Origin of the sequence: Massilia sp. Root133 (assembly GCF_001426525.1) — a bacterium.
GTDB classification, from domain to species: Bacteria; Pseudomonadota; Gammaproteobacteria; order Burkholderiales; family Burkholderiaceae_D; genus Telluria; species Telluria orientalis.
Map to the genome: position 1 here is coordinate 35127 of NZ_LMEW01000009.1, position 12336 is coordinate 47462.

The following is a 12336-nucleotide window of genomic DNA, read 5'->3' on the forward strand; positions in this document are numbered from 1 at the left end:
GTTTGCGTAAATTCCTATTGTTCGGGATCGGCCGGGAGCGGCTCCTGGTCGAGGCCGAGCAGTTCGATGATCTTGTCGTTGGCTTCCTCGATGCCGATGCGTTTCAGGGCCGAGAACAGCTGGACGGTGAACGGGAAGCCGTTGCCTTCCTCGTCGACATAGCTGTCCAGCACTTGCTGCGCCTGGCGCAAGGCATTGACGGATTCGTTGCGGTTGAGCTTGTCGACCTTCGTGAGGATGCAGTGGATCGGCTTGCCCGTCGGGGCGAACCATTCCAGCATCTGGATGTCGAGCTCGGTGAACGGGCGGCGCGAATCCATGATCAGGATGAGCGCGGCCAGTTGTTCCCGCCGCTGCACATAGTCGCCCAGCAGCCTTTGCCAGTGCAGCTTGGCATCGCCCGATACTTCCGCGTAGCCATAGCCCGGCAGGTCGACGAGCAGGCCCTCGATTTCCTCGACCTTGGTCGGATCCTTGCGGTGCATGGCGACGTGCGCCCCGCCGATCGAGAAGAAATTGATGTGCTGCGTACGGCCGGGGGTCTTGGACGCGAAGGCGAGGCCCTTCTGGTTCGTCAGGATATTAATCGCCGTCGATTTGCCCGCATTGGACCGGCCGGCGAAGGCGATTTCCGGCACCTGGGTCTTGGGAAGATCCCGCAACTGGTTGACGGTCGTGAAGAAACGGGCTTGCCAGAGTTTGGACATGAGGGAAGTGGAGCGAAAAAGACAACGAAGGTGAGGGCAGGAAACAAAGGCTATTGTACAATAGGGAGTTACCTGCCGCCGGCGAGCCTGAAGGCGCCATTGCCGACGCGGGGGCACGAGCATGACCGCTGCACTGCAACTGCAAGTTTATCTTTGACTTTTTCAGGGTGCTTGAATGAATCGTGTGTTCCAACCGGCCGCGTGTGCGGCGATCGTGAAGTCCTTGCTGGCCAGTTTCCTCATCGTGGGCAGCGCTCTTGCAGCGGACGCGGCCCACGCGCCCCCGGCCGCCGCCAAGGCCGATCCGGCGAAGGGCGGTTCCCTCTACGACACCGGCGACAATGCCCGCGGCCTGCCGGCCTGCGCGTCGTGCCATGGCGCCGGCGGCAATTCGACCATCAACACGAACCCCAAGCTGGCAGGACAGATCGACAATTACCTGCACAAGCAACTCGTCGACTTCACGACGCCGGCCCGCAACCAGCCCGTGATGACGACGTACGCCAAGATGCTGAGCGAGGACGAAAAGAAGAACATCGCCGCCTACCTCGCCACGCAGCAGCCGAAGCAGGGCGCCGCGCGCAACAAGGACACGCTGGAACTGGGCCGCAAGATCTATCGCGGCGGTATCGCAGACCGCGGCGTGGCTGCCTGTGCCAGCTGCCACGGCGCCACCGGTTCCGGCATCCCGGCCCAGTATCCGCGCGTGGCAGGGCAGCACCAGGATTACACTGTCGCCCAGCTGCAAGCGTTCAAGGCGGGCGGGCGCAGCAACAGCCCGCAGATGGCCGCGCTGGCCAAGCGCTTGTCGGACGATGAAATGAAGGCAGTGGCGGACTATATCGCCGGCCTGAAGTGATACCCGGTATCAGCCGGTCAGAGTGAATAGAGCCGAATAATCGGCCTACAATAAAAAAAGCAGGACAACAGGGAAGGGCGGCCGCGCAAGCGGTGCGCCCTTTTGTTGTATCCTCGATGAATGTTGTGTCTAGAGTGAAAGTCGATGAGTACCACCGGAATTGAACTGAAGACGCGCCGGCGCGGCGTAGCGGAAACGGTCGAACTGCTGTCCTCGATGCGTTTCGCAATCACCCTGCTGGTCATGATCGCGATCGCCGCCATCATCGGCACCATCATGCAACAGGACCGGGCGATGCCGGACTACGTGAACCAGTTCGGACCGTTCTGGTTCGAAGTGTTCCGCAAGCTCAGCCTGTACACGGTCTATTCGGCCTGGTGGTTCCTGCTGATCCTCGCGTTCCTGATCGTGTCCACGAGCCTGTGCATCGCGCGCAATGCGCCCAAGTTCATCCGCGATATGCGGAGCTGGCGCGATTCCGTGCGCGAAGAGTCGCTGCGCAATTTCCACCACCGGAGCGAATGGACGGCGCCGCTGGACATGGTCCCGCTCGCGCAGCAGACGGCGTCCCGCCTCGTCGACGCCGGCTATAAAACGAAGATGGTCGACAAGGCGGGCGGCGTGCTCGTCGCCGCGAAAAAGGGCGCCGGCAACAAGTTCGGCTACATCTTCGCGCACACGGCCATCATCGTCATCCTGCTGGGCGGCCTGCTCGATTCGAACCTGCCTATCCGCTTCCAGCAATGGTTCATGGGCAAGACGCCATATGCCGGCACGGGCCTCATCTCCGCCATCCCGCCGCAGCACCGGCTGGGCCTCGGCAACCCGACCTTCCGCGGCAACACGATGATTCCGGAAGGCCAGGCCAGCGACACGGCACTGCTCCAGCAGGCCGACGGCGTGCTCGTGCAGGATCTGCCGTTCACGATCGAGCTGCGCAAATTCATTATCGACTTCTACTCGACGGGCATGCCGAAGCTGTTCGCCAGCGAAGTCGTGATCCGCGACCATGAGACGGGCAAGGCCTTCCCCGCCACCATCAAGGTCAACGAGCCGCTGATCTACCGCGGCATCGCCGTCTACCAGTCAAGCTTCGAGGATGGCGGCAGCAAGCTCAAGCTGACCGGCTGGCCCATGACGGGCACGAGCGACAAATCGTTCTCGTTCGAAGGCGAAGTCGGCAATGCGACCGAGTTGAAGCAGGGCGCCGACGTGTATTCGGTCGAATGGTCGGGCTTCCGTCCGTTCAACGTCGAGAACACGAGCCAGAACAACGATGCGCGCGCCGTCACCAAGGGCAAGAGCCTTGAGGAACAGTTCGCCCAGACCTTGTCCCAGCACTCAGGCTCGGCCGCGAAGAACGTGGGCAACAAGGACTTGAAGAACGTCGGTCCCAGCGTGCAATACAAGCTGCGCGACAAGACGGGCCAGGCGCGCGAATACCTGAACTACATGCAGCCCGTGACGCTGGAAGGCCATCAAGTGTTCCTGGCCGGCGTGCGCAACAATCCGTCCGACCAATTCAGCTTCCTGCGCATCCCGGCCGACGACGACCACGGCCTGCGCGAATGGATGCGCCTGCGCGCCGCGCTCGCGGACCCGTCGCTGCGGGAAGAAGCGGCCCGCCGCTACGCCGCGCGCGCGCTGCCGCCGGGCGACGCGAGCGGCGCGCTGTCCACGCAATTGCAGGAATCGGCCGCCAAGACGCTGGCCATCTTCGCGGGCGACGGCAACCAGGGCGGCTATCTGGCCGTGTCAAAATTCCTCGAGCGCATCCCCGCCGCGGAGCAGGAAAAGGCGGCGACCGTGTTCATGAAGATGCTCAACGGCGCCATGTGGGAGCTGTGGCAGGCTGCGCGTGCGCGCGCCGGCGAGCAACCCGCCACGCCCACCGAGGCCCACGGCCGCTTCCTGCAGCAGGCGACGAACGCCTTGTCCGACAGCTTTTTCTACGGCGCCCCCGTGTTCCTCGCGCTGGACGATTTCAAGGAAGTGAAGGCGTCGGTGCTGCAGGTGACGCGCTCGCCCGGCAAGAAAGTGGTTTATGTGGGCTGCCTGTTGCTGGTGCTGGGCATCTTCTCGATGTTCTACATCCGCGAGCGTCGCGTCTGGGTCTGGGTGAAACCGGCGCCGGACGGCGGCACGCATGCGCTGATGGCGATGAGCACGCAGCGCAAGACGCTCGATTTCGAGCGCGAATTCGAAGACTTGAAGACCAAATTGCCGCAATCGGCGTAAGCTAGCAGAGCAAGGAAACAGGAGACATCCATGGACATTTCATCCGCATCGCAAGCGCAAGGCGCGGCGTACATCCGCCCGCCGGGCTTCTTCAAGCGCCTCACGGCCATCGACTGGCTGTTCGGCGCCGGCCTCCTGGCCGCCGCGCTGTACGCGCTGAGCCGTTTCGGCGCCTACATGGACATCTACGAGCGGGCGATCCTGGTGCTGGCCGCGCCGACCTTCGCCTTCGTCGGCTGGACCTTCAAGCCGGTACGCTGGCTGATGCCGCTCGTCGCGCTGCTGGCGCTGTGGGCCGTGCAATTGTATGGCGGCTCGCTCGATGCCGCGAACCAGAAATTTTTCCTGAAATACATGCTGTCGAGCCAGTCCGCGATCCTGTGGATGAGCGCGCTGTTCGTGTTCTCGACCGTGTTCTACTGGCTCGGTTTGCTCACCCGTTCGCCGTTCGGCGGCAGCGTCGGCTCCAAGCTGTGCTGGGCCGCCGTCGTGCTCGGCTTCACGGGCATGATGGTGCGCTGGTACGAGTCCTACCTGATCGGTACCGACGTCGGCCACATCCCCGTGTCGAACCTGTACGAAGTGTTCATCCTGTTCTCGATGATCACGGCGATGTTCTACCTGTACTACGAACAGCGTTACCAGACGCGCCAGCTGGGCCCGTTCGTGCTGCTCGTGATCTCGGCCGCCGTCGGCTTCCTGCTGTGGTACACGGTCGCGCGCGACGCCGCCGAGATCCAGCCGCTCGTGCCCGCGCTGCAGAGCTGGTGGATGAAGATCCACGTGCCGGCGAACTTCATCGGCTACGGCACGTTCGCGCTCGCGGCGATGGTCGGCTCGGCCTACCTGCTGAAGTCGCACGGCATCCTGGCCGACCGCCTGCCGTCCCTGGAGGTGCTGGACGACGTGATGTACAAGGCGATCTCCGTCGGCTTCGCGTTCTTCACCGTCGCCACGATCCTGGGCGCGCTGTGGGCCGCCGAGGCCTGGGGCGGCTACTGGTCGTGGGACCCGAAAGAGACGTGGGCGCTGATCGTCTGGCTGAACTACGCGGCGTGGCTGCACATGCGCCTGATGTCCGGCCTGCGCGGCCGCGCGGCGGCGTGGTGGGCCCTCATCGGCCTCGTCGTGACGACGTTCGCCTTCCTCGGGGTGAACATGTTCCTGTCGGGCCTGCATTCTTACGGCAAGCTGTAATGTGTTCGTTTATGTCCGTTGGCGGGATTTGGTAACAAATCGGCGTCCGGACGACCCTGCGGCGGCAGATGGTGTAACGTTTATATGTCGCGAGAAACATCGGGCACGTTGAAAAACCTGCTGCGCGTTGCATATTGGTGGGGGCGCCCAGCCCTGCGATGCTCACTGTACTGTTCGTACAGCTGCGCTTCTCGACCAAATCTGCTGCCGCTCGCGACGGTTTTTCGAGGTGCCCTTTTTACAGCCGGAGCCGCCATGTTGATCAGAAAAAATCCGAACGGCATCGATTTGCCGTTCCCGTCCGAAATCACGCCGCGCGAGGTCTACGAAGGCCGGCGCGCGTTCCTTGCCAAGGTTGCGGCCTCGGCCGTCGTCGGCTCGTCGCTGTGGGAAATGGCCACGCGCGAAGCCTTCGCACAAGGTACGGTGCAAAAACTGCCGGCCACGCGCAACCCGGCGTTCTCGACGAACGAGAAGCAGACCTCGTTCGACGACGCGACCCACTACAACAATTTCTACGAATTCGGCACGGACAAGGCCGACCCGGCCGCCAACGCGCACACCCTGCGCACGCGGCCGTGGACCGTGCAGATCGAGGGCGAAGTCAAGAAACCGCAAACGATCGACCTCGACCGCCTGGTCAAACTGGCGCCGCTGGAAGAGCGGATCTACCGCCTGCGCTGCGTCGAGGGCTGGTCGATGGTGATTCCGTGGGTCGGTTATTCGCTCTCGAGCCTGATTCGCCAGGTCGAACCGACGAGCAACGCGAAATACATCGAATTCACGAGCCTCGCCGACCGCAGCCAGATGCCGGGCGTAAAAAGCCGCGTGCTGGAATGGCCGTACGTGGAAGGCTTGCGCATGGATGAAGCCATGCACCCGCTCACCCTGCTGACCGTCGGCATGTACGGCCAGGTGCTGCCCAACCAGAACGGCGCGCCCGTGCGCATCGTCGTGCCGTGGAAATACGGCTTCAAGTCGGCCAAATCCATCGTCAAGATCCGCTTCCTGCGCGACCAGCCGCGCACGGCGTGGAACGGCATCGCACCCGACGAGTACGGCTTCTATTCGAACGTGAACCCGAACGTCGACCACCCGCGCTGGTCGCAGGGGACGGAGCGGCGCATCGGCGAGGGCGGCCTGTTCACGCCCAAGCGCAAGACGCTGCTGTTCAACGGCTATAACGAGGTCGCCTCGCTGTACACGGGCATGGATCTCAAGAAGTTTTATTGAGCGGGGGCTGTGATGGCGTTCAATCCGTCCCCGAGGCAGTTCAAGGCCCTGAAGGCCGCGCTGTTCGTGCTGGCGCTGCTGCCGTTCCTGCGCATGGCGTGGCTGACGGCGGCCGGGGTGCCCGTCGACCCGGTCGAATTCCTCACGCACGGCAGCGGCGACTGGGCCCTGTACCTGCTGTGCGCGACGCTCGCCATCACGCCGCTGCGGCGCCTGACGGGCTGGAACTGGGTCGTACGACTGCGGCGCATGGCGGGCCTGTTCACGTTCTTCTACGCGTTCATGCACTTCATGACGTTCCTGTGGTTCGACCATTTCTTCGACGTGGCCGCCATGTGGAAGGACGTGCTCAAGCGCCCGTTCATCACGGTGGGTTTCGCCGCCTTTGTGCTGCTGATTCCGCTGGCCGTGACGAGCACCAATGCGATGATCAGGCGGCTCGGCCGCAACTGGGCCCTGCTGCACAAGGCGATCTACGTGATCGCGCCGCTGGCGATCCTGCACTATTGGTGGATGAAGGCGGGCAAGCACAACTTCGAGCAGCCCATCGTGTGGGGCAGCGTCGTCGGCGTGCTGCTGCTGTTGCGCGTGTGGTGGAGCCTCAGCCGCACGCGTGCCGAAAAACGTATTACACCGGCTTCCGTGCGATCATGACGACATGAAGTGGCCCCTCGCGCTGGTGATCGTCGTCGTATTGGCCCTCGTGCTCGTGTTCGGCATGGGGCGGCCGCGCTATGGCCTGCTCGAACGCTGTCTCGACCTGGGCGGTCGCTGGAACGAGCAGGCTGCCGCGTGCGCGGCGCAGATGTGGCCGGATGACCGGTCACGGGGGCGGGAGTAGGTGCTGCGCGAGAAATTGGCCCCCGCCTGCGCGGGGGCGACGGTTTTCAGGCCTTCACAATCGTCTCGAGCGCGAACAGGTCTGCCGGATTCTCGCGCTTGCGGATCATATGCACCTGGTCTCCGTCGACGAGCACCTCGGCCGCGCGGCCGCGCGTGTTGTAGTTCGACGCCATCGTGAAGCCATAGGCACCGGCCGCCATCATGGCCAGCACGTCGCCCGGCTCGACGGCCAGCGCGCGGTCGCGGGCGAGCCAGTCGCCCGATTCGCACACGGGGCCGACGAGGTCGTAGGTCACCGCGCTACTATCGCGCTGCACGACCGGCTTGACGTCCATCCAGGCCTGGTACAGGGTCGGACGGGCCATGTCGTTCATGGCGGCGTCGACGACGCAGAAGTTCTTTTCCTCGCCCGGCTTCAGGAATTCGACGGACATCAGCAGCACGCCCGTGTTGCCCACGATGGAGCGGCCAGGTTCGAAGATCACCTTGATCGGCTGGCCGCCGTGCTTCTCGGCGCGCCATGCGTCCACGCGCGCGAACACGCGCTCGACGTAATGCGAGATCGGTACCGGCGAATCCTCGCCCGTGCCGTAGTCGATGCCCAGGCCGCCGCCCACGTCCACGTGGTGCAGGTGGATGCCCTCGGCCGCCAGCGCGTCGATCAGTTCGATCAGCTTGTCCAGCGCTTCCAGCAGCGGCGCGTCGTCCAGCAACTGCGAGCCGATGTGGCAATCGATGCCGACGACGTCCAGGTGCGGCAGTTCGGCGGCGGTGCGGTAGGTGTCCAGCGCGTCCGAGAACGCGACGCCGAATTTACTCGCCTTCAGGCCGGTGGCGATGTACGGGTGGGTCTTCGGGTCGACGTTCGGGTTCACGCGCAGCGAGATGGGCGCGCGCTTGCCCATGCGGCCGGCGACTTCGTTGATGCGGTGCAGTTCGGGAATCGACTCGACGTTGAAGCACAGGATGCCCTTTTCCAGCGCCAGCGCGATTTCGGCCGCCGTCTTGCCGACGCCCGAGAAGATGACCTTGCCCGGGTCGCCGCCGGCCGCGATCACGCGCAGCAGTTCGCCGCCCGACACGATGTCGAAGCCGGCGCCCTGGCGCGCGAGCAGGTCGAGGATGGCCAGGTTGGAGTTTGCCTTCATCGCATAGCAGACCAGCGCGTCGCGGCCCGCGCATGGGCGCGCGTAGCCGGCGAAGTTTTCCAGCAGCTGGGCTTTCGAGTAGACGTAGGTCGGGGTGCCGTGTTCGGTGGCGATCCTGGACAGGGGAACGCGTTCGGCGTGCAGGACGCCGTCTTGATAAGTGAAGTGAGACATGAAATCGGTGCTTACTGTTGGGTGGCCGGCGGCGTCTGGTTGTTCGCTTCGGTATTGTTCGCATTCGAACCGGCGGCGGGGACGGTCACGCCGGCAGCGGGTGCCGGCGGGGAGATCTGGACCGCCGGAGTGGCCGTGTTCGTGGTGGTGCCGGCCGGGGCGGCGCTGGTAGGCGCGGCACCGGGACGGGCGGGGGGCTTGGGCATGTAGAGCGGACCGGTCTGGCCGCAGGCCGACAGCGCCATCAGGGTCGCCAGGCTTGTCAGGAGCGCAAATGGGGACTTCACGATTAGAATCACGGTTTGATTAGCAGACCTTGGAGTGTAGCATGACCGAATCCGAATTTTTGGCCCTGGCCGAGTCCACCCTGAACGACATCGAGCAGGCATTCGACCGCCTGTTCGAGCAGGATATCGTCGACGTCGAGTGCAAGCGCAGCGGCAACGTGCTCGAGATCGAGTTCGTCGACAACGGCTCGAAGATCATCGTCAACAGCCAGGCGCCGTTGCAGGAAATGTGGATCGCCGCCCGCGCCGGCGGCTTCCACTACAAGCGCGTGGGCGACGAGTGGCGCAACACGCGCGACGACACGGAGTTCTTCACGTCGCTGTCCGACTTCGCCACCCAGCAGGGCGGCGCGCCGGTCAAGCTGCGCTGACGGCGAAAAAAAAGCCGGCGGGCGCCGGCTTCCAGGTCAGGCCAGCGTGGCCTGCTTGCCGCGCTGGCGGCGCCGCTGCGCGAAGCCCAGCGCACCGATGGCCATCAGTGCGATCGACGCCGGTTCCGGCACGGCCGCGGTGTCGATGAACTGCGTGTTGTTCTGCTGGGAGACGAACATGTTCAGCAGCTGGACAGGACCGTTCGCGCTGACGATCGTCGCCGTGAAGGTCAGGGTATCCCAGGTCAGCGGGGGCAGGCTGTAGATGGGCAGGCGCACGTCGGAGCAGCATGCCGCCGCGTTGTTCACGGTTCCGGACAGGACGCTGAGTCCGCCCAGCGAGAAGTCGTAGGTGGCGTCCTCGGTGAGCTGGCTGCTGCCACTCCACATCTGGTAATTGAAAATGAATCCCCCGGTGGTCTTGAACGCCTTGTTGGCGGGGGCGTTGACCGTCACCGTCAACGAATCGCCCACATCGAGCGTCGCGCCGACGTCGCCCGTGCCGGACAGGAGCGAGAAACTGGGCGCCGTCGCGGTGTAGGCCACCGAATACACGGTCGCGTTGGCGGACTGTACCGAAAAGACGCTGGAAAGAAGAGCGAAAGCGATTGCAGGTATTTTTTTGAACATGTTATTGGCTCACCAGGAAAAGACAGTGTTGGACGTCGGCTTCCTGCTGAGCAATCTTCATGCCATTTTGCAACGCAAACGCTTTACCTTTTAAAAACAACAACTTGACCGAACAGTGTTCCAGGCGAGCAATTCAGTTGTAAAGACCTCCGACAGTTTCAGAACAACTCGTTTCGCACGGCGTCGCGCGACTTCTGCTCGGCCGCAGGGGCCACCGGCCCCACGTCCAGCGACTGCACGCCCGTGCCCGGCGGATTCTCGGCGTAATAGTACTCGTCGCCGTACTGCACGAGCCCCGGCGGCACCGGACGCTCGACCACCGGCTCGGACTTGAGCGCCTTCTGCATGAAGCCGATCCAGATCGGCAGCGCCAGGCCGCCGCCCGTTTCCCTGTTGCCCAGGTTGCGCGGCTGGTCGTAGCCGATCCACGCGATGCCCACCAGGTGCGGCTGGTAGCCGGCGAACCAGGCGTCGATCGAATCGTTCGTCGTGCCCGTCTTGCCCGCGATGTCCGTGCGCTTCAGCACCTGCGACGCCTTGGCGGCCGTGCCGTAGCGGGCCACGTCCTTCAGCATGCTGTCCATCAGCCACGCGTTGCGCTCGTCGATGACGCGGTTGGCGTCGACGCCGGCGCGGTCCGGACGCGCTTCCGACAACACCTTGCCGTCGGCATCCGTCACCTTCGAGATGATGTAGGGGCTGATGCGGTAGCCGCCGTTGGCGAACACCGAATACGCGCCGGCCATCTGCAGCGGCGTCGTCGCGCCGGCGCCCAGCGCGAGCGTCAGGTACGGCGGGTTCTTGTCCGGATCGAAGCCGAAGCGCGTCGCGTATTCCTGGCCGTAGCGGGCGCCGATCTTGTTCAGGATGCGGATCGAGATCATGTTCTTCGACTTGGTCAGGCCGCGCCGCATCGTCATCGGGCCTTCGTACTTGTTGTCGTAGTTCTTCGGTTCCCACGCCTGGCCGCCCGTCGCACCCGCGTCGAACGAGATCGGCGCGTCGTTGATCAGGGTGGCCGGCGAGAAGCCGCGTTCCAGCGACGCCGAATAGATGAACGGCTTGAACGACGATCCCGGCTGGCGCCACGCCTGCGTCACGTGGTTGAACTTGCTGCGGTTGAAGTCGAAGCCGCCCACCAGCGCGCGGATCGCGCCGTCGTCCGGGCTCACCGCGATGAACGCGGATTCCACTTCCGGCATCTGCGTGATGCGCCATGACGAATCGTCATCCTGCATGACGCGCACGACGGCGCCGCGGCGCAAGCGCCGGGTCTCGGCCGCCTTCGGCGACAGCCAGTCCTTGGCGAACGCCAGGCCGGCGCCCGTCATCGTGATGTCCTCGCCGGACGCCAGCACGGCCTTCACCTGCGTGGGCGACGCCGACATCACGACTGCCGCGACGATGCCGTCCGAGTCCGGATGCTCGGCCAGTTCCGCCTCGATGGCTTCGTCGGCCTCGCCCTTGGCGGACGGGATCTCGATGTATTTTTCCGGGCCGCGGTACGGGTGGCGGCGCTCGTAGTCCATCACGCCGCGGCGCAGCGCGAGGTAGGCGGCGTCCTGGTCGGCCTTGGTGATGGTCGTGAACACGTTCAGGCCGCGCGTATAGGTGTCTTCCTTGAACTGCTCGTACACGAGCTGGCGCGCCATCTCGGCCACGTATTCCGCATGCACGCCGAACGCCGTGCTGTCCATCTTGATCTTGAGTTCCTCGTTCTTCGCCTGTTCGTACTGGGCGTCGGTGATGTAGCGCAGGTCGTGCATGCGCTGCAGGATGTACTGCTGGCGCACGCGTGCGCGCTTCGGATTGACGACCGGGTTGTACGCGGACGGCGCCTTGGGCAGGCCGGCCAGCATCGCCGCTTCCGCGACCGAGATGTCTTTCAAGTCCTTGCCGAAGTAGATCTGCGCGGCCGACGAGAAGCCGAACGCGCGCTGGCCCAGGTAGATCTGGTTCATGTAGACCTCGAGGATCTGGTCCTTGGAGAGGTTCTTTTCGATCTTGTACGCGAGCAGGGCCTCGTACGCCTTGCGCTTGAGGGTCTGTTCGGACGACAGGAAGAAGTTGCGGGCCACCTGCTGCGTGATGGTCGATGCGCCCTGGCGCGCGCCGCCGGTCGCGTTGTGCACGGCCGCGCGCAGGATGCCCCAGTAGTCCACGCCGCCGTGCTCGTAGAAGCGGTCGTCCTCGATGGACAGCACGGCCTTCTTCATCACGTCCGGAATGTCCTTGAAGTGGACGAGGGTGCGGCGCTCCTCGCCGAATTCGCCGATCAGGACGTTATCGGCCGTGAAGATCCGCAGCGGCATCTTGGGCCGGTAATCGGTCAGGGTGTCGAGGGCGGGCAGGTTCGGGTACGCCATCGCCAGCGCGAACACGACCACGAGTACCCCGCAGACGGCCAGACCGGCCAGCGTGGCGAGGATGGTCAGGAGGATGCGCTTGGGTGTGTGCTTCGGCGTAGGAGACTGCGGCGCGGGGCTGGCCCCGTTTTGGGATGCTTTCATGCGTAATGTTGGTCGCTTTATTGATCCATTTCATTATAAGTCACGCTTGTATCTGAGGCACGGCGTGACAAGCGGACAATAGGTGTGAAAACAGAGGCAAGATTGATTGATATCAGAGTGAAAGGAGTGTCGTTTTCAT

At 64.1% G+C, this 12336-nt stretch carries 12 protein-coding genes; 7 read left to right on the forward strand and 5 right to left on the reverse strand.

The window, feature by feature from the left end:
• Positions 1 to 14: 14 nt before the first annotated feature.
• Complete coding sequence (gene yihA, locus ASD28_RS09105) at positions 15 to 707, reverse strand: ribosome biogenesis GTP-binding protein YihA/YsxC (RefSeq protein WP_056126523.1); 693 nt, start codon at positions 705 to 707, stop codon at positions 15 to 17.
• A 175-nt stretch (positions 708 to 882) separates the two neighbouring features.
• Here yihA and ASD28_RS09110 point away from each other — a divergent pair, with 175 nt between their 5' ends.
• The 6 genes from ASD28_RS09110 to ASD28_RS09135 all read left to right on the forward strand — a co-directional run bounded on the left by ASD28_RS09110 (position 883) and on the right by ASD28_RS09135 (position 7075).
• Entirely contained in the window at positions 883 to 1566 is a 684-nt protein-coding gene (locus ASD28_RS09110; RefSeq protein WP_056126525.1) for a cytochrome c, read from the forward strand.
• Between the two features lie 144 nt (positions 1567 to 1710).
• Positions 1711 to 3804: a cytochrome c biogenesis protein ResB gene (locus tag ASD28_RS09115; protein WP_056126527.1), complete on the forward strand. Its 2094-nt coding sequence runs from the start codon at positions 1711 to 1713 to the stop codon at positions 3802 to 3804.
• A 30-nt stretch (positions 3805 to 3834) separates the two neighbouring features.
• Positions 3835 to 5001 (forward strand): c-type cytochrome biogenesis protein CcsB, encoded by a 1167-nt coding sequence (gene ccsB / locus ASD28_RS09120; RefSeq protein WP_056126531.1) that lies wholly within the window; start codon positions 3835 to 3837, stop codon positions 4999 to 5001.
• 255 nt (positions 5002 to 5256) lie between these two features.
• On the forward strand, positions 5257 to 6234 hold the full coding sequence (gene msrP, locus ASD28_RS09125) for a protein-methionine-sulfoxide reductase catalytic subunit MsrP (protein ID WP_056126533.1): 978 nt from the start codon (positions 5257 to 5259) through the stop codon (positions 6232 to 6234).
• 12 nt (positions 6235 to 6246) lie between these two features.
• A complete protein-coding gene (locus ASD28_RS09130) occupies positions 6247 to 6888 on the forward strand; it encodes a sulfite oxidase heme-binding subunit YedZ (RefSeq protein ID WP_056126534.1) in 642 nt (213 codons plus the stop codon).
• 4 nt (positions 6889 to 6892) lie between these two features.
• The gene (locus tag ASD28_RS09135) at positions 6893 to 7075 is read left to right on the forward strand and encodes a hypothetical protein (protein ID WP_036239466.1); all 183 of its coding nucleotides are present in this window, start codon (positions 6893 to 6895) and stop codon (positions 7073 to 7075) included.
• Between the two features lie 46 nt (positions 7076 to 7121).
• On the opposite strand, the gene lysA is transcribed toward ASD28_RS09135, so the two are convergent.
• Positions 7122 to 8399: a diaminopimelate decarboxylase gene (gene lysA / locus ASD28_RS09140; RefSeq protein WP_056126536.1), complete on the reverse strand. Its 1278-nt coding sequence runs from the start codon at positions 8397 to 8399 to the stop codon at positions 7122 to 7124.
• Between the two features lie 11 nt (positions 8400 to 8410).
• Positions 8411 to 8686 carry a lipoprotein gene (locus ASD28_RS30955; RefSeq protein WP_229412148.1) on the reverse strand — a complete coding sequence of 92 codons (276 nt, stop codon included), beginning with the start codon at positions 8684 to 8686 and terminating at the stop codon, positions 8411 to 8413.
• Between the two features lie 41 nt (positions 8687 to 8727).
• Between ASD28_RS30955 and cyaY the strand changes: the two genes are divergently transcribed.
• Positions 8728 to 9057 (forward strand): iron donor protein CyaY, encoded by a 330-nt coding sequence (gene cyaY / locus ASD28_RS09150; protein ID WP_056126539.1) that lies wholly within the window; start codon positions 8728 to 8730, stop codon positions 9055 to 9057.
• Positions 9058 to 9093: 36 nt separating this feature from the next.
• Here cyaY and ASD28_RS09155 read toward each other — a convergent pair whose 3' ends face one another.
• Both ASD28_RS09155 and ASD28_RS09160 read right to left on the reverse strand, forming a co-directional pair.
• Positions 9094 to 9687 carry a PEP-CTERM sorting domain-containing protein gene (locus tag ASD28_RS09155; protein WP_082577336.1) on the reverse strand — a complete coding sequence of 198 codons (594 nt, stop codon included), beginning with the start codon at positions 9685 to 9687 and terminating at the stop codon, positions 9094 to 9096.
• 158 nt (positions 9688 to 9845) lie between these two features.
• Positions 9846 to 12197: a penicillin-binding protein 1A gene (locus tag ASD28_RS09160; protein ID WP_056126542.1), complete on the reverse strand. Its 2352-nt coding sequence runs from the start codon at positions 12195 to 12197 to the stop codon at positions 9846 to 9848.
• Between the last annotated feature and the right edge of the window lie 139 nt (positions 12198 to 12336).

What these genes read in the sequence shown, in the direction of transcription:
- yihA (WP_056126523.1), bottom strand. Translation starts at nt 707, where the DNA reads ATGTCCAAACTCTGGCAAGCCCGTTTCTTCACGACCGTCAACCAGTTG.
- ASD28_RS09110 (WP_056126525.1), top strand. Translation starts at nt 883, where the DNA reads ATGAATCGTGTGTTCCAACCGGCCGCGTGTGCGGCGATCGTGAAGTCC.
- ASD28_RS09115 (WP_056126527.1), top strand. Translation starts at nt 1,711, where the DNA reads ATGAGTACCACCGGAATTGAACTGAAGACGCGCCGGCGCGGCGTAGCG.
- ccsB (WP_056126531.1), top strand. Translation starts at nt 3,835, where the DNA reads ATGGACATTTCATCCGCATCGCAAGCGCAAGGCGCGGCGTACATCCGC.
- msrP (WP_056126533.1), top strand. Translation starts at nt 5,257, where the DNA reads ATGTTGATCAGAAAAAATCCGAACGGCATCGATTTGCCGTTCCCGTCC.
- ASD28_RS09130 (WP_056126534.1), top strand. Translation starts at nt 6,247, where the DNA reads ATGGCGTTCAATCCGTCCCCGAGGCAGTTCAAGGCCCTGAAGGCCGCG.
- ASD28_RS09135 (WP_036239466.1), top strand. Translation starts at nt 6,893, where the DNA reads ATGAAGTGGCCCCTCGCGCTGGTGATCGTCGTCGTATTGGCCCTCGTG.
- lysA (WP_056126536.1), bottom strand. Translation starts at nt 8,399, where the DNA reads ATGTCTCACTTCACTTATCAAGACGGCGTCCTGCACGCCGAACGCGTT.
- cyaY (WP_056126539.1), top strand. Translation starts at nt 8,728, where the DNA reads ATGACCGAATCCGAATTTTTGGCCCTGGCCGAGTCCACCCTGAACGAC.
- ASD28_RS09155 (WP_082577336.1), bottom strand. Translation starts at nt 9,687, where the DNA reads ATGTTCAAAAAAATACCTGCAATCGCTTTCGCTCTTCTTTCCAGCGTC.
- ASD28_RS09160 (WP_056126542.1), bottom strand. Translation starts at nt 12,197, where the DNA reads ATGAAAGCATCCCAAAACGGGGCCAGCCCCGCGCCGCAGTCTCCTACG.